Source organism: Variovorax ginsengisoli (assembly GCF_030486595.1).
Lineage (GTDB): Bacteria > Pseudomonadota > Gammaproteobacteria > Burkholderiales > Burkholderiaceae_C > Variovorax > Variovorax ginsengisoli_B.
Map to the genome: position 1 here is coordinate 1 of NZ_JAUJZH010000020.1, position 20,284 is coordinate 20,284.

Annotated in this window: 20 protein-coding genes; 11 read left to right on the forward strand and 9 right to left on the reverse strand. The window is 62.1% G+C overall.

All coding sequences use genetic code 11. From position 1 onward, the window contains the following. Positions 1 to 367: 367 nt before the first annotated feature. A complete protein-coding gene (locus tag QZH52_RS24400) occupies positions 368 to 1,300 on the forward strand; it encodes a LysR family transcriptional regulator (protein WP_301813106.1) in 933 nt (310 codons plus the stop codon). 208 nt (positions 1,301 to 1,508) lie between these two features. After that, the gene (locus QZH52_RS24405) at positions 1,509 to 2,276 is read left to right on the forward strand and encodes an HD domain-containing protein (protein ID WP_301813107.1); all 768 of its coding nucleotides are present in this window, start codon (positions 1,509 to 1,511) and stop codon (positions 2,274 to 2,276) included. Here QZH52_RS24405 and QZH52_RS24410 read toward each other — a convergent pair. Next, positions 2,233 to 3,246, reverse strand: a complete 1,014-nt coding sequence (locus tag QZH52_RS24410) for a LysR family transcriptional regulator (protein WP_301813108.1) — start codon at positions 3,244 to 3,246, stop codon at positions 2,233 to 2,235. The two genes, QZH52_RS24405 and QZH52_RS24410, sit on opposite strands and share 44 nt — an antisense overlap. A 139-nt stretch (positions 3,247 to 3,385) precedes the next feature. Between QZH52_RS24410 and QZH52_RS24415 the strand changes: the two genes are divergently transcribed. Further along, the gene (locus tag QZH52_RS24415; RefSeq protein WP_301813109.1) at positions 3,386 to 4,147 is read left to right on the forward strand and encodes an SDR family NAD(P)-dependent oxidoreductase; all 762 of its coding nucleotides are present in this window, start codon (positions 3,386 to 3,388) and stop codon (positions 4,145 to 4,147) included. Between the two features lie 191 nt (positions 4,148 to 4,338). Continuing rightward, the gene (locus tag QZH52_RS24420) at positions 4,339 to 4,983 is read left to right on the forward strand and encodes an HD domain-containing protein (RefSeq protein WP_301813111.1); all 645 of its coding nucleotides are present in this window, start codon (positions 4,339 to 4,341) and stop codon (positions 4,981 to 4,983) included. A 158-nt stretch (positions 4,984 to 5,141) separates the two neighbouring features. Here the strand turns inward: QZH52_RS24420 and QZH52_RS24425 are convergent, their stop codons facing one another. The 3 genes from QZH52_RS24425 to QZH52_RS24435 form a co-directional block, all read right to left on the reverse strand. Next, positions 5,142 to 5,927, reverse strand: a complete 786-nt coding sequence (locus QZH52_RS24425) for a nitroreductase (protein WP_301813113.1) — start codon at positions 5,925 to 5,927, stop codon at positions 5,142 to 5,144. A gap of 1 nt (position 5,928) precedes the next feature. Continuing rightward, the gene (locus tag QZH52_RS24430) at positions 5,929 to 6,909 is read right to left on the reverse strand and encodes a tripartite tricarboxylate transporter substrate-binding protein (RefSeq protein WP_301813114.1); all 981 of its coding nucleotides are present in this window, start codon (positions 6,907 to 6,909) and stop codon (positions 5,929 to 5,931) included. A 120-nt stretch (positions 6,910 to 7,029) separates the two neighbouring features. Then, the gene (locus QZH52_RS24435) at positions 7,030 to 8,010 is read right to left on the reverse strand and encodes a LysR family transcriptional regulator (protein ID WP_301813117.1); all 981 of its coding nucleotides are present in this window, start codon (positions 8,008 to 8,010) and stop codon (positions 7,030 to 7,032) included. A gap of 110 nt (positions 8,011 to 8,120) precedes the next feature. Here QZH52_RS24435 and QZH52_RS24440 point away from each other — a divergent pair, with 110 nt between their 5' ends. From QZH52_RS24440 to wrbA, 5 genes are all read left to right on the forward strand, one after another. Next, positions 8,121 to 8,669, forward strand: a complete 549-nt coding sequence (locus QZH52_RS24440; protein WP_301813118.1) for a 4-hydroxylaminobenzoate lyase — start codon at positions 8,121 to 8,123, stop codon at positions 8,667 to 8,669. A gap of 3 nt (positions 8,670 to 8,672) precedes the next feature. Continuing rightward, complete coding sequence (locus QZH52_RS24445; RefSeq protein WP_301813119.1) at positions 8,673 to 9,383, forward strand: nitroreductase; 711 nt, start codon at positions 8,673 to 8,675, stop codon at positions 9,381 to 9,383. 55 nt (positions 9,384 to 9,438) lie between these two features. Beyond that, complete coding sequence (locus QZH52_RS24450) at positions 9,439 to 9,843, forward strand: cupin domain-containing protein (protein WP_301813319.1); 405 nt, start codon at positions 9,439 to 9,441, stop codon at positions 9,841 to 9,843. Next, positions 9,840 to 10,295, forward strand: a complete 456-nt coding sequence (locus QZH52_RS24455; protein ID WP_301813121.1) for a carboxymuconolactone decarboxylase family protein — start codon at positions 9,840 to 9,842, stop codon at positions 10,293 to 10,295. Before QZH52_RS24450 ends, QZH52_RS24455 begins: the two co-directional genes overlap by 4 nt. Positions 10,296 to 10,429: 134 nt before the next feature. After that, positions 10,430 to 11,032, forward strand: a complete 603-nt coding sequence (wrbA, locus tag QZH52_RS24460) for an NAD(P)H:quinone oxidoreductase (protein ID WP_286519409.1) — start codon at positions 10,430 to 10,432, stop codon at positions 11,030 to 11,032. Positions 11,033 to 11,513: 481 nt separating this feature from the next. On the opposite strand, the gene QZH52_RS24465 is transcribed toward wrbA, so the two are convergent. From QZH52_RS24465 to QZH52_RS24480, 4 genes are all read right to left on the reverse strand, one after another. Then, positions 11,514 to 12,980, reverse strand: a complete 1,467-nt coding sequence (locus QZH52_RS24465) for an amidase (RefSeq protein ID WP_286519408.1) — start codon at positions 12,978 to 12,980, stop codon at positions 11,514 to 11,516. Positions 12,981 to 13,077: 97 nt separating this feature from the next. Further along, entirely contained in the window at positions 13,078 to 13,893 is an 816-nt protein-coding gene (locus QZH52_RS24470; RefSeq protein ID WP_301813125.1) for an AraC family transcriptional regulator, read from the reverse strand. A 656-nt stretch (positions 13,894 to 14,549) separates the two neighbouring features. Continuing rightward, the gene (locus QZH52_RS24475) at positions 14,550 to 15,086 is read right to left on the reverse strand and encodes a carboxymuconolactone decarboxylase family protein (protein WP_301813127.1); all 537 of its coding nucleotides are present in this window, start codon (positions 15,084 to 15,086) and stop codon (positions 14,550 to 14,552) included. Between the two features lie 793 nt (positions 15,087 to 15,879). Beyond that, positions 15,880 to 16,566 carry a M24 family metallopeptidase gene (locus QZH52_RS24480; RefSeq protein ID WP_286519405.1) on the reverse strand — a complete coding sequence of 229 codons (687 nt, stop codon included), beginning with the start codon at positions 16,564 to 16,566 and terminating at the stop codon, positions 15,880 to 15,882. A gap of 126 nt (positions 16,567 to 16,692) precedes the next feature. Between QZH52_RS24480 and QZH52_RS24485 the strand changes: the two genes are divergently transcribed. Next, entirely contained in the window at positions 16,693 to 17,658 is a 966-nt protein-coding gene (locus QZH52_RS24485) for a GlxA family transcriptional regulator (protein ID WP_301813129.1), read from the forward strand. Positions 17,659 to 18,183: 525 nt separating this feature from the next. Here QZH52_RS24485 and QZH52_RS24490 read toward each other — a convergent pair. Next, entirely contained in the window at positions 18,184 to 19,641 is a 1,458-nt protein-coding gene (locus QZH52_RS24490) for an aminotransferase-like domain-containing protein (RefSeq protein ID WP_286519404.1), read from the reverse strand. A 402-nt stretch (positions 19,642 to 20,043) separates the two neighbouring features. Here QZH52_RS24490 and QZH52_RS24495 point away from each other — a divergent pair, with 402 nt between their 5' ends. After that, complete coding sequence (locus tag QZH52_RS24495) at positions 20,044 to 20,280, forward strand: hypothetical protein (protein ID WP_286519403.1); 237 nt, start codon at positions 20,044 to 20,046, stop codon at positions 20,278 to 20,280. Positions 20,281 to 20,284 lie beyond the last annotated feature (4 nt).

Sequence of the window (20,284 nt, forward strand, 5' to 3'; positions counted from 1 at the left end):
AATCCTCATACCCCCACCGCTTAAAAAAGCAGCAGGGTAGGCTGAACACCCGGGTCAAATTTGAACCGGCACAACCCTCACAGGTGGGTCAAATTTCGGCCGGCGCCAACAAGCTGGACTCAGTGGCCGCGCGGTGGAGGGCGAAGCGGTGTTCCGCCAGGCGCCTTGAAGGCTCGGGCCGCACCGGTGGCGGCGGCCGCCGTATCACCCGGTTTGCAAATCGCTCGGCTGGCGCTGCGAGTTGACGGCTTGTGCATCGCACGCAGACCCCGCCCCGCGCTCAGCCACTAAGGAGATCCACTCACGAGAATCCAGCGGCGACCCGGACATACTTTTGCTTGCGTCTTCCTGGTGTTCACAACGCGGAATGTCACTCGATCTCAATCTGCTACGAGTTATTCTGTCGGTTTACGACCATGGCGGCATCGCAGCCGCGGCGCACGCGCTTGATATGAGTCAACCCGGCTTGAGCGCTGCGTTGCAGCGCGCGCGCAGTGCGTTGAATGATCCACTCTTCATCCGAGGTTCCAAGAGGATGGAGGCCACCGAGCGAACCAGGCGGATGTTGCCATCGCTCAGGCTCATCATGGAGACGGTGGACCGGGATGTGGAGAGTGCCGCCGAATTCGATCCGGGCTCCTATCGCGGCGAGTTTAAGCTCGCTTTGACGGACGCGGGGGAGGCGATCCTACTCCCCTCGGTGTTGGTGGCACTCGCCAAACACTGCCCCAATGCGGACATCCGATCGATGTCCTACACGATCCCCGAACTTCAGAGCGCGATGGAAGAGGGTGCCGTTGACTTGGCCCTCGGCTTCTTCCCGGACCTGAGCTCTGTCAACTACTACAAGCAAGTCATCTCTACCCAGTCGTTCTGCTGCCTCATTTCTGCGGACCATCCCATTCGCGGCTCAACCATCTCCCGGGAAGAGTATTTCGCGGGGGATCACGTGCTGGTGGAGGGCCAGTCACCCAGCGAAGAGTTGCTAGAAAACTTTCTGGCGCGACAACGTGCCCGCAGAAAGATCGTACTGCGCACGCCGCACTTCATGAGCGCTCCTGCCATCGTTGCGCGAACCCAGCTCATCGCCACCGTCCCCGACGGCGTTGCAAACATCGTCGCGATGATGAGCAATCCTCGAATCGTCCGCGCCGAGTTCCACATGCCGCGATTCGACACCTGCGTGTATTGGCACCCCAGCATGCAGGAGGATGCCAAGAACCGCTGGCTGCGGCGCACCTTGGTGGCCGAGCTGCGTGGCAGGCTATCCCGACCAGGCCATGGTGAGCGATCCGCGTAAGCCTCATCCGGGCCGGCGAACGCAGGCCATCTGATGATTTGGTAAGCGCCACCGGGCTGCGCGGGCTTGCGAGTAAACGCATCCCGCAACCCGGCAGGCGAAATGAGCGAAATGCATCTAACCCGTGCAGAGACATCAGTTCCATTCACGGGCGCCAAGGCTCACCATTCACCCCATGGACAAGTCGTCCGCTACGCAAGGAAACGCCATGAGGATTCGTGAAACTCTACGCTGCATCTCTCTCGCGCTCACGCTGGCCGCATGCGTCGCGGCACCGTGCGCTCACGCACAGGCGATCGCGCCACAGCGGGACGGGACCGTCCTGAACGAACGCCATCCGCTCTCCGAAACGAGGATTCCCGACACTGCGTTGGCGCGCGACGCGGCGCGGGCCATCCGCCAGGCGGAGGGCGACCTTCTATTCGAGCACTCGATGCGGGTCTACTACTGGGCCGCCTTGGCCGCAAAGCGCAAGGGCCTGCCCATTGACCCCGAGCTTCTCTACGTCGCTGCCATGTTCCACGACTACGGGCTGACGGCCGGCTATGGAGAGAGCCATCTCCGATTCGAAGTGGATGGAGCCAACGCCGCACGGGAGTTCCTGCGCAGGCACGGCAGGCCGGAGGCCGAAGCCCAAAGAGTCTGGCTCTCGATCGCACTGCATACGACGAATGGCATCTCTCGCCATCTCGACCCCTTCGCACAGGTCTTGGCCGAGGGTGCCAGCATGGACCTCGTCGGGGCAGGCTTTGGCGACTTCACGAGCGCGCAGCGGCGCGCGGTCGAGGCTGCCCACCCGCGTCCGGCATCGTTCGCGGAAGACTTCCTGCGCGACGTATACGAAAGCCTGAAGCACCGCCCGGAGACGACGCAGGGCACCGGCCTGGCGGACGTCATGGCGTCCCAGGACCCTGCTTTCCAACGCAGGGACTTCAGCAGCCTGGTGCGCCACTCGCCCTGGGCCAGCGGGAACTAGCGGGAGAAGGCGGGGGAGCAGGCGGGAAGGCGCAAGGCTCCGGTCCACACGAGCGACGCGGAACAGCCGATGCGGGTTGCATCGGCTTCAGCTTTTCCACTACCCAATCGACGAACACCCTCACGCGCGGAGCGAGCTGGCGCTGGCGCGGGTACATCACGGCGACCGGCATGGGCGGCGGGGGAGACTTCGGCAGTGCCTCCAGCAGCTCACCGTCGGCAAGGTATGTTTCCAGCCGGTATTGCGGGGCCTGGATGAATCCGAGACCCTGGAGGCAGCACGCCGTGTATGCGTCCGTGCTGGTCACCGATACGCGTCCCTTGAGCGTTACGCTGCGCACCTTGCCCCTCACAACGAACGCGAACGGCGAATGCCTGCCCGTCGCCGATGACAGGAAGTTCACCGCCTGGTGCGTACGGAACTGCTCGATGGAGCGAGGCATCCCATGCTCCTCCACGTAGCTGCGGCTGGCACAGGTCACGGTCGGCATCAGCGCCACGCGACGCGCAACGAGGCCGATGTCGCGCGGCGCACCCGCGCGGACGACGCAGTCGACGCCTTCGCGCAGGAGGTCGACGAGGCGATCCGTCGTGCCGATCTCAAGATCGATCTTCGGGTACCGGCGGCAGAATTCCCCCAGATGCGGCAGCAGAAAGGCTGCCCCAATCGCCCCTCCTAAGTCGACGCGCAGCCGCCCGCCCGGATTCGCCGCCGCGTCCCCGAGCCAGGACTCGGCCTCCTCGACTTCGCCAAGCACGCGCTGGCACCGCTCGTAGTACGCCTGTCCTTCCAATGTGGGGCTGACATGGCGGGTGGTGCGGTGCAGGAGGCGCACCCCCACGCGGCGTTCGAGCTGCTGGATGGCGTGGGTGGCGGTCGCGCGCGGCAGGTTCATGTCCTCGGCGGCTGCGGTGAAGCTGCCGAGATCCACTATTCGCGTGAACAGCCGCATGACGTCAATGCGATCCATGGAGTTCTCGTCTTCGTGTGAGCGGGAAGTGCATCACTGTTTGTGATTATTGAATAGTGATGTCGATGAGCGTTCATTGATCCGCCGTCGCCTACAGCCGACCATGCATCCTGTCGCAAAAACACACCGAAAGGACTTCATGAACAGTGGAAAAATTGCCCTCGTGACGGGCGGCAGCCGCGGGCTCGGCCGCAACATGGCCCTGCATCTTGCGCGCGAAGGCCACGATGTGATCGTGACGTACAGGACGCGCGCAGACGAAGCCGCGGACGTGCAGGCGCAGGTCGAAGCTCTGGGGCGGCGAGCGGCCATCCTGCCGTTGGACGTCGCTGACCTGGGGTCATTCCCCGTGTTTTCAGCCCAGCTTCGTGAGGTCCTCAAGAGGCATTGGGACCGCCAAACCATCGACTTCCTTGTCAACAACGGGGGCACAAATGGACAGGGCAAGCTCGGCGAAACGGAAGAAGGCGTGTTCGATGCGCTCGCAAACGTCCACTTCAAGGGCGTGTACTTCCTGACGCAGCAGCTGCTTGCGCAGATTGCAGACGGAGGGGCGATCGTGTGCGTCTCCTCAGGCCTGACGCGGATCGCGATACCGGGGTACGGCCCGTATGCGGCGATGAAATCGGCCGTGGAAACACTCGTGCGTTACTGGGCCAAGGAGCTCGGCCCACGCCAAATCCGCGTGAACGCGATCGCACCCGGGGCCATTGCCACCGACTTCAGCCGCGAGGTGTATGAAGCCAACCCGCAATTGCCGATCATGATCGCCCAGAACACCGCGCTTGGAAGAATGGGACAGGCGGAAGACATCGGCCCGGTCGTCGCATTTCTCTGCTCGGAGGCGGCTGCATGGGTCAACGCACAGCGGCTGGAGGTCAGCGGCGGGCAGATGATTTGACCCACGCGGGTCTCGAGTGACTCCGCGCGCCGATGACTTGAGCCGCCTGCAAGTTGTCCTTGCACAGAGTTCAGTTCCATTTCGTGCCCTGGCCGCTGATGATGACGCCATCGCGGTGCCGGGCAACCGCTTTGGCGAGTTGCAACGGCAACGACGTCCACTGCCACCGTTACCACCCGTCGAGGAAAGTCATGACTCCCAGAGAAGTTTCCGGAATACGCATCCCCGATAGTCAGCTCGCTCGCGAGCTGACAGAGTTCGTTCGCGACACCGAGAGCGACCTGCTCTACAACCACTCCTTGCGCTGCTACTGCTGGGGCTGCCTCGCGGGCCGCCGCAAAGAGCTGAAGTACGACGCCGAACTGCTCTACGCCGCCTCGATGTTCCACGACATCGGCCTGACGGCCAAGTACGAGAACAGTCAGCTTCGCTTCGAAGTGGACGGCGCGAATGCGGCGAGTGATTTCCTCCGGAGCCATGGCATTTCCGAAACGGACATCGAGACGGTCTGGAATGCCGTGGCCCTGCACAGCACCCCCGGCATCCCGCAGTTCATGCGAGCGGAGATCGCCCTCGTCCAAGCAGGCGCGGGCATGGACGTTGCCGGGCGGGGATACGATGAGTTCACGGACGCGGAACGCCAGTCAGTGCTTGCTGCTTTTCCCCGCGAAGACGACTTCAAGAGCGGAATCATCGATGCCTTCTACGAAGGCATGAAGCACCGACCCGCCAGCACCGTCGGCACCTTCAATGATGACTTCCTCGCGCACAAGGACCCTCACTTCCAGCGGGTCGACATGTGCGCAGTCATCTACGCGTCGAAGTGGCAGGGTTGATGCCGCTGCGGCTTCAGGAACGCCCTGCTGGCGTCCTGAATTGAGGCGGGGAAGAGGCGCGCAGTGACGAGGCTCGCCGCCTGGAGGACTCGGATGCCCGTTGAAGCGGCGGGCAACGAACGTCGGCTACGCGAACGTGGAGGCCTTCCGCCGCGCGTTCAGCCGGCGGTTCGGCGTGAGTCCACGCGAGGATCGGAAGCAGTTCGCGGACTGAGCACAGTCGCCTCGCGTGCAGGCGCGGCAGGCTCGAAGCCGACGAACTGAGCGAACTCGCGCGCACCCTGTCGCGGCATTCGGACCTGGTTCACCGCCGCCACCGTTTCGGCGAAGCCCATGGACATCCCGCACGCGGTCAGGTTGTCCGGGGACATGCCAAGGTAGGAAGCGATCACCGGATGGAAGCGTGCGAACGAGACCTGCGGGCACGTGGCGATGCCGCGTGCCCCGGCTGCGATCATCACGCTCTGCACGAACAGGCCAAGGTCGAGCCAGCTGTGTGCCGTCAGGCGCCGGTCAATGCTGAAGAGCAGGCCGACCGGCGCGCCGAAGAAGTGGAAGTTCTTCTCGGTCTGTGCGGCGCGCGCGGCGGCGTCGTGCCGGTCGATTCCGAGACAGCCGTAGTAGCGTGTTGCAAAGTCCGCCTGTCGTTCGCCGAATTCCGGGGGGAGCGGATCCGGAAAATGGGGCGACGGGGGCAGACTTCCTTCCCTGAAGCTCGCTACCAGCGCGTCGCCCAACTCGCGCAGGGCGGCGCCCGCCAGCACGTGCACGCGCCACGGCTGCGTGTTCGAATTGCTGGGCGCCGTCGCGGCGGCGTCGAGGATCTCGAGCACCGTCTCTGCCGGGAGCGGGTCCGGTCGGTATGCGCGCGTGGACCGGCGTGACTGCAGCACCCGGTCGACACAGCGCGCAATTTCCGCCTGCGTGCGGTGCTCCGTGTCCATGTCAGTCCTCGGAGCGGAAACCGGAAGCCTGCACGATGGGACGCCAGAACTCCCGCTGGGACTGCAGCTGCTTCGCATACTCGCCGGGCGGAAGCGTCAGGGTTTCCAGGCCGACCTGCTCCAAGGCCGAGCGAAGCGCCGGATCCTTGGCGGCGGTAACAATGGACGCGTGCACCGCCTGCACGGTCGACTCGGAGGTCCCGGGTGGCGCGAAGATCCCATAGTTCTCCACCCCGACGACCTTTGGGTATCCCTGCTCGATGAAGGTGGGTACCTTTGGCAGGAAGGCGGAGCGCTTCTCGCCGGAGACACCCAGGATCCTGAGCTTGCCTTGTTGCAGGTAAGGCAAGAAGTCGGCGATGAACCCGAAGTACGCCGGGATCTGCCCACCGATCAGGTCCTGAATCGCCGGTGCGGATCCGCGATAGCCCACGTGTTGCAGCTTCAGACCCGCAGTGTCGGAGAGCTGGTATCCGAGGAAGTGCGCGAAGGAGCCGGCAGCGGGCGACGCAAAGGTGGCGGAGCTCGGCGTGCGACGCACCCAGTCGACATACGTCTGCAGGTCGTGAACGCTGGCCGGCGCAGCGCTGCTCACGGCAAACGCACAGGTCGCCGTGACCACTGGCGACACCGGCACCAAGTCTGCCGCTGGATCGTACGCGAGCCGCGCATAGACGTGCGGGTAGATCGTGAGCGCGGATGCGTGCGTGCACAGGAGCACACTGCCGTCCGCGCGCTCGCGTTTCAACTGGCTGTTGGCGATGCGGCCGGCGGCCCCCGCCCGGTTGTCCACGATGTACTGGCGCCCCTGCTTGCGCCAGGCCTCCGTCAGGTGGCGTGCCGTCGTGTCGAGAGTTCCCCCCGGGGGATAGCCGACGACCAGCTTGCCCACGCCCGTCTGGGACAACGCCGGCGGTAGCCAGCCCGCGGCCGGCACGGCCAGGGCGATGCGCGCAAAAGCGCGCCGATTGATTGCGTCCATTCCGCACCTCGCTTCGCTAAATGATTGGTATGACCGAATCATGGTCGGCTGGCGCGCGAGTTGGAACTGAAGTCTTTGCATGGGCAAAGTGCATGCCATTCAATTTGCCCGTTTGCGCCGCTAGCCGAGCGCGTCCTCGGCGAGACGTGCCATTGCGGCCACCGCTTCGCGCAGCCAGACATGGCCCTCGTCGTGTTCGTCGCGGCGGTGCCAGACCGCCCGAATGGTGGACGTTCCTGCCTGATAAGGGGGTTGACGTCGCAGCAGGTCGCTGTTCTTCGCCAGTGCCATGGCAAGCGAGGCGGGCACGATGGACAACATCTCGGTCTCGCGCAGCAGGGCGGGGATGGCCAGCGAGTGTGGAACTGTCACGCGCGCGCGCGGGACTTTCTGTGCCGTAAGCAGCGCCTCCTCCAGCGCGTGGCGGTCGAACATCTCGGACTGCCGCGCAAGGCCACGCTCCAGAATGAATCCGCCCACCGCGCCTTCTTCCTCGCCCCCAACCGAAAGCGTGACCAGCGGGAATTTCGCCATGTCCTGGAGCGTGAGCTTGCGGCGCGAAGCAGGATGCCCCTTGCGCATCAGGATCGCTTCGCCCTGCGACATGAGGGTGCGGGAGTTCAGCCGGCCAGGCACCTGCGAGAAGATGCCGATGGCCAGATCGATGCGGCGCAGGTCGATCTGCTCCGCGAGGTCGAGCCGGGTGAAAGGACGGATGACGAGGTCCACGCCCGGTGCCGAGCGCTGCAGCTCGCGCGAGAGCGGTGCGACGATGACTGTCGTCAGGTGGTCATTCGCGGCGATGACGAAACGCCGCGTCGATTGTTGCGGAGAGAACGGCTCGACGCCCAGTGTGGCCTCGATCCGCCGCAGCGAGTCGCGCAAGGCAGGGGCCATCGCCGCGGCACGGCCGGTGGGGACCATGCCTTTTCCCGTGCGCATGAAGAGCTCGTCCCCCACCAGTTCACGAAGCCTGGCGAGGGCATGGCTCACCGCTGACTGCGATATGTGCAGCCGCTTGCCTGCGAGCACCAGGTTGCGTTCCTCGTACACCGCATCGAAGACCTTGAGCAGGTTGAGGTCGGTCCGACCGATGCTCATGTTCGTCCTCCAGCTAATGAACGGCATGCATTATGGGCTTGCAGAGAGATCAGTTCCGTTTCCGGGGAGGCTTGCCCATCATTGCGACCAGCCAATCAGGAGCTCACACCATGATCACCGAAACACTCATACAGGACCGCGAGGCCTTGATCGACCGCTGCATTCCCTTCCTCGCGGAAGTTAAGGACATGACGGCGAGCACCGAGGTCGAGCGCTGGCTGAACCAGAAGTACGGGCCGGACAGCGAGCTGTACCAGACGCTCGCGAGCCTCGTGAGGAAGGGTGTGGAAGACGGCTGGGCGGCGAATGTGGAGATCGACGGCCCGCACTACCGTCGCAGCCGCATCGCCGAACCTTCGGACAAGATCCTCCACTTCAGCATCACTGCGGTGTACATGAACAGCACGGGGAACGAGCAGGGCCATCCCGACCACCGGTTCCGCGGCCAATACCATGGCCACCCCTACGGCGAATTCAACATGGTTGTGCCCGTCACGCCCGGTGCAGCCTTGAACGGTCCGAACGGCTGGTGCTTCGGCGGGTGGACCGCGCCCTCGCCCGGCAGCCAGCACTATCCCGAAGCGAAGGGAGGCGCCGTCATCGCGCTCTTCTTCCTGCCTTCGGGCCGGATCTCGTATCACGCCGCGCCGCAGGAGTGAGCCATGACCACGAACCCTCGTGAATGGGCCCAGGAGGCCGTCGCGCAATGTGTGGCGAGCGTCGTGCGCTCCCGCCGGGCGGTGCGCGCCTTCAAACAGAAACCGCTCGAACGCAAGCTGGTGGAGGAGATTTTGTCGGACGCGGCCACCGCGCCGAGCGGCGCCAACGTCCAACCCTGGCGGGTGTATGTCGTGACCGGAGCGGCCAAGGAGGAATTGGCTGCGGCGCTGGTCGCGGCGTCGCGGTCCGGGACGACTCCCGCGCCCGCGCACTTTCCCGAACCGCTGCCCGAGGTGTTCCGCGCCAGGCTGCAGGACTTCGGCGCTCGGTACTACGCATCCCTGGGTATCGAACGCAGCGACGCGGCGGCACGCACCCGCCAGTCCGAACGGAATTTCTCGTTCTTCGGCGCGCCAGTCGGCCTCCTTTTCAGTATCGACCGCCGCCTGAAGCCGCACAGCTGGATCGATCTCGGTCTCTTCGCGCAGAACCTGATGATCTCTGCCAAGGCGCGGGGCATCGACACTTGTCCGCAGGTCTCTTTCGCCCCATTCCACGACGTGATCGCCTCGCATGTCGGGATGGCACCTGAGGAAGTGACGGCTTTCGGCATGTCCATGGGCTACGGCGAGCCCGATGCACCCGTTAACCAGACGGCGATGTCGCGCGAGCGCGTGCAGGATTTCGCTCGCATGGTCGGCTTTCCCGAATGAACCTAGGAGAACTCACTTGAAGAACACACTGCTCGCCTGGGTCGTGGCGGTCACGATGGGCGCACTTGGCCCCGCTTCCGTCTCGGCCCATGAGACGACCGAGAAGGTCACCCCCGCATTCCGGCAAGCCATCCCCAACATTCCCGGAAAGTCGCTCATCTCAGTCGTGGTGGACTACGCGCCCGGCGCTGCATCGCGTCCGCACGTGCATGCTAAGTCCGCGTTCATCTACGCGTACGTGCTTTCTGGCGCAATCGAATCTCGGATCGACGACGGCCCTGTGCAGGTCCTGCATGCGGGGGAAAGCTTTTATGAGCCCCCGGGCGCAAGACACGTCGTAAGCCGCAACGCGAGCAAGACCGAGCCTGCCAGGTTGCTCGCCGTCTTCGTGCTGGACACCGGGGACGCCCCTCTCACTACTCCCATTACCTCAACCGAATCTTCGGAAAACAAGCCATGACCATGCGTCTCGACTACAACCAACTCGCTCCCGCTGGCGCTAAGGCGCTCGGCACCCTCTATGGCTACGTCGCGCAGAGCGGCCTCTCGCCCGCCCTCGTGGACCTCGTCTACCTGCGCGTGTCCCAGATCAACAACTGCGCGTTCTGCCTGGACATGCACACGCGCGACTTGCTGAAGAAGGACTTGCTGATCGAGAAACTCGCGCTGCTGCAGGCATGGCGGGAGGCCGGCAATCTCTTTGACCCGCGGGAGCGGGCCGCACTCGCCTGGGCAGAGTCGGTGACTCGCGTCGCCGACACCGGCGTGCCGGATGAAGACTACGAAGCCGCGCGCGACGTCTTCGCCGAGAAGGAATTGGTGGACCTCACCCTGGCAATCGGGCTGATGAACACCTACAACCGTATGGCGATCAGCTTCCGCAACACGCCGCAGGCCGTCCTGAAGAAGTAGACCCTCGGGCTCGATCCGAGCCAGTTCACCCGCAATTCTTCGTCGCACCGTTGCCGATCCCGCAATGGTGTCGCCGTGTGGCGGCCAATACTTTGGTGGCCTTTCCCAACGAATCACCGAATACCTGAAATCAAATGGCAAAAGTCCTCGTCCTGTACCACAGCTTCTACGGCCACATCGAGACCATGGCGGCAGCCGTAGCGCTCGGTGCGCGCAGCGTTCCCGAGACCGTGGTGGACTTGAAGCGGGTGCCCGAAACGGTGCCCCCGGACGTGTTCCGCGGAGCGGGTGGCAAGGCCGACCAGGCCGCCGCGCTCGCGAAGCCCGAAGAACTCGCGAACTACGACGCGATCGTCTTCGGCGCTCCCACCCGCTTCGGCAACGTCAGCGCACAGATGCGCACCTTCATCGACCAGACTGGACCGCTCTGGATGAGTGGTGCACTCGTTGGAAAGGTAGGGTCCGTGTTCACCTCCTCGGCAACCCAGCACGGCGGCCAGGAGAGCACCATCCTCACGTTCCTTCCGACCCTGCTGCACCATGGCATGGTCGTGGTCGGCCTGCCTTATGCGGAGAGGCGCCAGATGGGCATCGACGAGATCAAAGGCGGCAGCCCGTACGGGGCGGCAACTATCGCCGGTGGCCAGGGCGAGCGCATGCCCAGCGAGCAGGAGTTGGGCATGGCGGAGTTCCAGGGCCGTCACGTCGCCACGATCGCGACTAAGCTCCACGGCTGAAGCACGCGCCGATCCTGCCGGAAGGTGCGGGCGCCGATCGCGGAAAAAGACGGTGCGCCGGCGGCATTGCATCCTGGATGCAGTCTCGAAGACTCGAGGCATGGCTGCCGTGCGGTGGGATGCGGAGGGCGCCCCGCAGGCACTGCGCTCCGCGCCATTTGACATCGTGCTGGTCCGCATGCGCACAGCATCGTCCAGGTTGCGAAGCCGCTGCAAAAGCTTCTCTGCAAGGACCGGGAGGACTCACATCCTGACCCTCAGCCACAAGCTTCACAACGAGAACGCCGCATGAAGGACACGAAGCCCTATACCGAACTCTGCACTCGCTCGCTCACCTCGATCCACTATCGCAACGAGAGCTTGGTCGAGGACAACCTATTGCAATTCAACACCTCGGGGATTCTCCGTTAATTTGATCAGTAGGCCGAGTCTGCATCGTTGCATGGTGGCGGAGGTGCAGCCCATTGAAGGGCGTTCGCGGCTAGAGCCCAAGTTCTTCCATCAGAGATGGCCAGTGATGCTCCCAAGGACGTGCGCGCTCGAAAGCACGTGACGCCTTCAGAACAAGCCTGTCATCGAGATGGCGGCCAACAATCTGAAGTCCCACTGGGAGGCCATCGCGGGTAAAGCCCGCAGGTACCGACGCGGCGGGTTGACCCGTCATGTTGAAAGGAAATGTGAAACAAATCCAATCAGAGTTGCGCCCCATACGGCCCTCGATAACTTCCGGACCTTGCATATGGACCGGGAACGCGGGCGTTGCAAGTGTTGGCGTGAGCAGCAAGTCAAAATCCGCCATGAAGCGCCACATGCTGTTGCAGAGTTTCTTTCGCTGGGTGTGGGCGGACGTTAGCTCTTCGGCGGTCCATGGCCGACTCAGGAAATCGGCAACATTGGGCGCCATTTCGTGCTCGCGGCCTTGGCTCATCCGGCGCAAGCCCGTGAGATCCGTGTCCGCGGCTGTCAGCGCCCAGAATGTGCCTGCGATCGCAGGGCCCCAGCCCGGGTCGGCACGCTCGACCACGCATCCCAACTCCTTCTCGAAAACGGCGACCGCATCGCGCACGACACGGCGTACTTCCGGGTCAACGGCTGCAAACCCCAGGTCTTCGCTGTAAGCAATGCGAAGGTCGCTTACGTCGCCCCGAACGGCATCTAGCCAGTCGATGTCTCCGGTGGGGATCGAATGACGATCGCGCGGATCCGGGCCGGCAATCACACTCAGGATGAGAGCGGAGTCCGTGACAGTTCGAGTCATGGGACCGATATGCTCCAGCGTCTCCCAACTAGAGCCGCCGGGGTACCGCTCATCACGACAACTCGGGTACAAAGGAACACGTCCCATGGAGGGCTTTATGCCGTACAGGCCGCAGAATGACGATGGAATCCGCACCGAACCGCCACCATCGCTGCCAATCGCGCACGGGCCCAAGCCGGCAGCGACCGAGGCCCCGGCTCCGGCGCTCGATCCTCCCGGCGTCAGCTCAAGGTTCCAAGGATTCCGCGTCGTTTCGAACACGGGGTTATGGCCGGTCCCGCTATAGCCAAATTCCGGCACATTGGTCTTGCCAACAATGATGGCCCCGGCTGCCTTCAACCGTTCGACGACAATGTCATCCTCTTCGGGAATGAAGTCCTTGTAGAGGGGTGAGCCCATCGCGGTCTTGATGCCTTTGGTCGATACGAGATCCTTGATGCCGATGGGCACGCCTGCCAACGGCCCGATCACCTCTCCACGGGCAATCTTGGCGTCGACCTTTGCCGCGGCTTGCCTGGCAAGGTCCGGAGTCGATGTACAGAAGGCATGAATATGCGGCTCGACCAAATCCATGCGTCGAAGCACCGCTTCGGTAGCTTCGAGCGCTGAAATTTCTTTTGCCCTAATTCGGCGAGCCAGCGTAGTGGCGTCCAACCTGCATATTTCGTTGTCTCCTGGCTTGATCGACATTGGATCTCCTCGCAGTTGTAGGTCGTTGCTTGCCAGACTCTAAAGGAGCATTCACACCACCACCTGCGGAAAGTTGCGCTACATGTCGAAAATTGCGTCAACGCACGCTCGCGCGGAATCGCTGTGGGCTCGTCCCCATGTGACGAGCAAAGGTGCGAGAGAAATGACCTGCATCACCAAAGCCAGCTTCCAATGCGACCTCAGCCACGGGCATCGTGCTTGATATCAGTAATACGCGCGCTTTCTCCAAACGTCGCAGCAAAAGATAGTGGTAAGGTGTGTACCCAGTGGACTGACGAAACAGGCGAACGAAATGAAAGCGACTCATCTCACAAAGACCTGCGAGTTCGGGAAGCCCAAGATCATCGCCGAGCCTCGCTTCGATGAGGTCGAGAACGGCGTTGAGCTTGTTGGTCGAAAGCCCTGTTCGAACTTTCGAATCCGCGGATCGCGCGCCACCGCGACCAGTCAATGCACTCAAGATAGCGACCTGGTAACTTTGCAACAGGAGCGTGGAGCATGGCTCCTGCGCCTTTGTCCGCATCCACAGGCGCATGATGATCTCGTAGACCATCGGATCAATGAAGCCGCGATCCATTACGGCCCATAAGCTAGACATGGGATCGGGCGCGTCGAGCTCCTTCAGGATTGCGTACACATCGGTCATTGGAAATGCGAACATGACCGTGAGCGACTTGCCATTGACCCGCCAAGCATATGGGGTGTCGGGCGGAAGAACATGCAGCGGCTGAGGCTCCGAACAAAAGTGATCGCGCCACCCGGTTCCAAGATTGAACAAAGCTTCCGTTACACGGAACTGCGGTACAGCCATAACCATCAGGTCGGGGGTTCCCGGATTCAGGAATTCATGCGCGGGAGCGTACCGGTTGGCGACTATGACGCGCCGCTCCAAGGACGGCTGCAGGCTGTACGTCGAGTACACCAAATCTGCCCCCTGGTTTCGCAGTATGTCCGGGAGGTCGGGTGGTCTGTCGGTCATATCGAGAACGCGTAGTCGTAGATGGCAATTCTCCTCGAACAAGCTCGCGCGGCGCCCGCAGCCTGGTGAAGGGCGTTGAGGGTCTTACGTGTCCTGTGCCGTGTCTAACGAGTTCTATCAGCGCGCTGGTTAACCCGGAGGCATCGCCGGATCATCTTCGCGAGAGTGGTCTCGTTCCTCCTGAGTCGGCCCGCTGCGATGTAGGTCTGCAACCACCCATTCGGACAAGCATGCGAGGCCGAGGCCTGCCGAAGCAGCGTGCTTGATGGCCTCCGACTGCCAAGCTCAATACTGCGCGGGTACGAACGTAGGTGAGGGAGCAGTATGCTGACGCAGGACTTGGACTTGCTCAGCATTTCCCCTAAAGCAGCCCCTAACATCACTGGAACTCCAGCCGTCAATGGGTCATTCGTTGACGAGCGTGTCGATACGCCGCGACCAACTTGGCAGACTAGCCAACACCTTGATGATTGGAGCCGCGCTTTCGATTGTCCTTTTCGCTGTTGTCTCGAAGGCGGCGCTTCTCATAGGCGTGCTCTACGTTCGCGTCGCAGGCGCTGCGCTTCGAGCTAGTCTGCGGCAGGAAAGTCGAGCGTCGTGTCATTGATACGGTTGAACAAGTTGGTCAAGGCAATGCTGGCTACAGTCATCGTGACGTCGACAATTTGCGCATCGGTGACACCTGAATGCTTGATCTCTGCTACTACCTCGGCTTGGACTGTCCCGGTGGTTGTCAGCAGGTGGAGTACAAATTTGGCCAACGAATCATTGCGCGCATTGCCCGACGCCCGGCCCTGACGCAACGCCAGAATGGCTTCACGATCCAGGCCCAACTTTTTGCTCAGCAGCGTGTGTGCAGCGAGGCAATAGTCGCAGCCGGTTGTCTCGCTAACGACGAGCTTAACGACTTCGATATCTGTGGCGCTCAAGCTACTCTTCTTCAGCGATGCCTCAAGACTGAGAACTGCCTCCAGTGCGACCGGACTATTGGCCCCAATTGCAATGTATGAGTTCGGCACCTTGCCGACACTTGCTTTGACCGCGCTAAACAGTTCGGCCGCGCGCCCTGTGGCTTCGGACATTTCGACGGTATGGAGACGAGACATGATGTTTTCCTTGCAGTAGTGAGAAGATGGGCGAATGAAGCGCCGGGTGCCCTGCAGCTGACCGAGTCAGACTTCTGCGAGAGCTACGCTTTGATTGAGCAACAACGGGCGTGCGAGTACTCGGAAAGCCGATCCACCACCCGATGCGAAACAAGGGCGCTCGCCGCCGGTGATGGGCACGCCATTGCGATTTGAACGCCGCTCAGACTAGGCATTCTGGGCTTTGCGGCACTTCGTATCATGGTGACGAGAACCTTATGCAGCGATTTGCTGCGACGCTCAGGAGGATCAATCCGCATTCACGTAACGGATACTAGGCCATGCAAATTCGCGTCCGAGCATGGCCCGCGCATATAGATAGTTGTTTCGGGTACGCGTGGGCATGGCGTCCAGATTCACCAAACCGTTTTCGTCGGAGGGAAACGCGAGCGCCCTCCCAGAATGGGACAGGGATTCGAAGTGCAAGATAAAGAACGCTCTTGGTGCGGCTTCCGCCGCTGGAGAACGGGATTGGTCCGCCCGAACGGATCGCGGTGATTCATGAAGCGAGGCATGCATCCTGCAGCTCCTGCTTTAGCCGTGCAACGCCGTCCGCACGAATGTCAAAGAAGAGGGATCGTCCGGCGTGTACGATCCAAACGGAGACCAGGGTCTGTGGGGAGTTCCTTGACGAGACGATGAGAGGTGCGATGCAGCGGGCGGCTCACCACGCGCGGTGGCCAGCTCGCCGATGATCCGCAAAGATCAAGTTGAATGGAACTGAACTCTGTGCTCCATTTAGATTGAACATCATTCATTGCTCGTAGAAGCGGTCGTCCAGGAGCAGGTCCTCGAAGAACGCGCCGAATCGACGCTCCGGATCGCGCAAGTGGATCTCAAGCACCCACCGTGAGGGCGACGGCGAGAACGCGGCCTGCGCCAGCGAACCTGTGTGAATCGCCGCATGAGGGAAGTCGGACAGACGGTGGCCAGGCAGATCGAAGTTCAACTCCCAGCCCATTTGCCTCGCGCGCTCTTCGGCGTATTCGTAGAGACGGGTGCCAGTCCAGTTGTGCCGCCGCCAGGCTGCGCGAACTTCGTGGAACAGTTCCTCCGCGTTGCGTGCGCAGCGATCCAGTTCCTGGTCGCGTCCGACCACGAAGGTCGCGCCGCCGTCGCCTTCCCATGCTTCGTAGCGCGGGGCGATGTCCACGAAGAAGATGTCGTTCTCCTTCAGAACGACGCCGGGCACAGAAGGCTGTTTCATCGCCTTGATGGTGTTGATGCCGAACCGCACGCGCACCGGGTGCCAAGTCGCACGCAGACCCAACTTTGCGAGCACGCTCTTGGCGAGTTCCACGGCGTCTTCCTCGAGCATCCCCGGGCGCACTGCTTCAGCGATTTGCTGGATTGCTGTACGGGTGAACTGGCGCGCAGCGAGCATCCCGTCCTCCGAAAATGCGCTTCCAACGCGCTCTGCTTCAGTGATTGATGCGTTCATGGTTTCCTGCCGTGGGTTGAGTCGCCGCGTGGCGTGAGTTGCCGTTGCGGGAATTTTCCGCCACAATCGCCGCGGCCGGTTGGCCCGATACCGGTGTTTTCCGCCAAACTTGCAGCGACTTCCGCCATGCGCATAGGACTCCTTGCTTTCCCCGGCTTCCAACTGCTCGATGTCTCGGGTCCCGCGGACGTGTTCGCTGAAGCGGCACGGCAGCTGGGTGATCCCCGGGCTTATTCCGTGGAGGTGATCGGCACTGAGCCGGGCATGCTTCGCAGTAGCTGCGGATTACGACTGGCCGTGGATGCCACCGTCTCGACCGTTCGCGGAAAGCTCCACACCCTGCTCGTTGCGGGCAGCCCTGAAGTTGAGGCGCTGCGCTCTGGCCAGGAATTGCATCGTTGGCTGCAAATGCAGTCGCGCTCCGTGCGGCGGTTGGGATCTGTGTGCACGGGAGCGTTTGTCCTCGCGGCTGCCGGCCTTCTGGATGGCCGACGAGCGACGACCCACTGGAACGAAGTTGCGCAGTTGAGCGTCCAGAACCCTCAAGTGCTTCTGGAGCCCGACGCGATTTACGTGAAGGACGGTAGCCTTTACACGTCAGCAGGCGTGACCGCAGGATTGGATCTGGCCCTTGCGATGGTCGAGGAAGACCACGGGCGCGATCTCGCATTGCGCGTCGCGCGGGAATTGGTCATGTTTCTCAAGCGCCCAGGCGGGCAAAGCCAGTTCAGCGCCTATCTTGCCGCGCAGACAGCGGAGAAGTCGCACATTCGGGAAGTACAGGAGCACGTGCTATCGCACCTAATGACCGACCTGTCGGTGCCGCGGCTCGCCATGCTCGCTGGGATGAGTGAGCGAAACTTCACCCGGGTATTCCACGAGGAGACAGGCATGACGCCGTCGCAGTTCGTCGAAAAGGCCAGGATCGATGAGGCGCGGCGCCAGCTGGAGGACTCCGACGATCCCCTGAAGAGGCTTTCAGCGAACGTCGGGTACGCGAATCTGGATGCGTTCAGTCGTGCCTTCAATCGCCGCGTCGGCGTGAGCCCCAGCGAGTACCGAAGGCAATTCTCAGGCAAGACAAGCTGCTAAGACTCAATGCTGCCCGAACCTGACATTCACTTGGTCCTCAACCAGGAGGCGCGCCGCGCTTTGTGATCAAAGTGGTTTCCGCCACATGGCGACGGTCGAAAAGTGGGCGAGCGCCTTTGCTTCACGTGCCGGACGTGTGCGAGATAGTGCTGCTGTCGGACTTAGTTTTTGGAAGGTGCCGTGGCCTCGCCCGTTGCGTTCCGAGTTCCGTCGCGTCCGGTTCAGACCCGGGGAGCTGCGACTTGGACGCCACGAAGTAAGGGCCCGTAATTGGAGAGCTTTGGGTATGCAAATCTCTCAGTTCGCGGTGGTTCGCAGGTAAAGATTGCACCCGTACATCGGGACTTTGCTGCAGCGCCATTGGCGCCGCGGTCCCTGACAGGATCTGCTGACTGGCTTCTCCATCGCCCCTCTGCTTCTGAGCCGAGGTCTACCGATCGGTCCTGGGCCAGAAACGGCGCTCGTGACGTTGAGAGTCAGTCGAAGGGGCCGGACCTCGAACTGCATTGACGCCAACTAGGGTCTCTACGATCGTCCTTTGAAGCTTGGCCCCGATTTTCCAGTTGCGGATTTAAGCTGCGCGTTGGCTAGATCTCCAAGACTCCTGATAGCCCCTTCCAAGCGCGGGTCGCCGAGATACCCGTAGTTAATGCGCAAGTGCCGGGTGTATCGCCGGTCGGCTGAAAACAAATGGCCGGGCGCTACGCCTATGCGGAGCCGAAGAGCGTCCTTGTGCAGTGCGAGCGCGTCGACACCTTCCGGCAGCGCGAGCCACAGGAAATAGCCGCCCTCGGGGCGCGTGACCCGCGTTCCAGTCGGAAAGTATCGATCGATATATCGTAAGCAGGCGGCCTGCTGGCGGCTGAACGAATGCCGCAGGGCGCGCAGGTGACGATCGAAACTCTTGTGTTGCAGGTACTCCTGTAAGGCCAGTTGCGAGGGAAGTGCCGTTGCCAGCGAACTCATCAACTTGTTCCGACCCAAGGTAGCTGCGAAGCGACCGCCCGCTACCCATCCGATGCGATATCCGGGTGCCAGGGATTTCGAGAAAGAACTGCAGTGCAGCACCCAGCCGGCCCGGTCCCAGGCCTTGGCCGGTGGCGGTCTTCGAGGCCCATGCGCGAGCTCGCCGTACACGTCGTCTTCGATCAGCGGTATGGCGCGAGTGGCGAGCATGTTGACCAGTTGCTCTTTGGCTGCGTCGCTCATGGTGCAGCCCATTGGGTTCTGGAAGGTCGGCATGAACCAGCAGGCCTTCACCGGATGCTGGTCGATCACGCGAGCAAGAGAGCCGAGATCCACGCCTGTTCGCGGGTGGGTCTCAACCTCGACCGCGCGAAGACCGCGCCGCTCTAGTGCCTGCAACGCAGCATAAAAGGTTGGGGTTTCGATCGCCACGACGTCGCCTGGCTGCGTCACCGATTCGAGCGCAAGATTGAGGGCTTCCATCGCCCCGCTAGTGATGACCAGCTCTGACGCAGGAACATCCATCCCGACGCTGCCGTAACGGAGGGAGATCTGATGGCGCAAAAGGGCGTTTCCTGGTGACAAATCCTCGATGGTCTGCCAGGGATCCATCCGCTTGAGCGCTCGCGTCAGGCCGGCGGCAAGTTGCTCTAAGGGGAACAGCTCTGGCGATGGAAAAGCCGAGCCGAGCGGGACCATGTCGCGCTCGCGAGCCTGTGCGAGGACCTGAAAGACTAGCGACGAGACGTCGACCGACATGGACCCGAGGACGGGTTCGCTGGCGGCGAGTTCGTTGGACGGCACTTCCGCGCGCGCTCGGACGAAGTATCCCGACCGCTGCCGCGCTTCGACAAGCCCTTGCGCCTCCAGCAGGTAGTAAGCAGAGAACACTGTGGATGCACTGATGCCCATCTGCGACTTCAATTCGCGCACGGAGGGAAGGCGATCGTTCGCCTTTAGGTTACCCGCGCGAATGCGCTGAGCGATGTTGTCGGCAAGCTTCTCGTAGCGGTTCATGGGCGTGGGCATCTCATTCTGATACGGTCGTTCTGAACCGCTCCCGAGATTTTCCTATCAGACGTCGGCGTGCCAGCCCTGTCGATCAATCCCATCACTCGCGCGTCCGCCGGAGCGACGACCGGCCTTCTTGGATCTGATACGAAAATTTTCAGGCGATCTGGTTCTGTACGTATCAGCCTGGAAGATGAACACTCCCCAGCACCATGAGAGTGCTTCTGCGGTGCCGGCGGACTGCTCCGCCTTTCGACCGATGTATTTCGTGTCTTTCGACGCGCCTTGCCCGCCCATTCAGTTCACAGCAACTGCGTCGCCAGATCGTTTTCCGTTTCTTCATCGGTCTATTGAGCTACTCGCCGCACTCAGGCTTCGCCGTCTGTCACCCTTAATATTTTTTAGATCATGGAATCAATCCCTATCTCTTTTATTATTTTCAAGGTTCTCGTGCTCAGCGTGGGTATGTATTTGGCCGTCAAGTGGCATTACGACCGGGGACAGAAGGACAAGAATCAAAAGACAGCTGCAGTGGTGCTGACATCTATCAAGGTGGGCGCAGCGTTCGTCGCTGCTGCGTTCCTCATGTTGTTCCTCACCTTTGAAATCTGCATTAGGATGGGTCTGGACCTGGCCATGCCGTGATTGG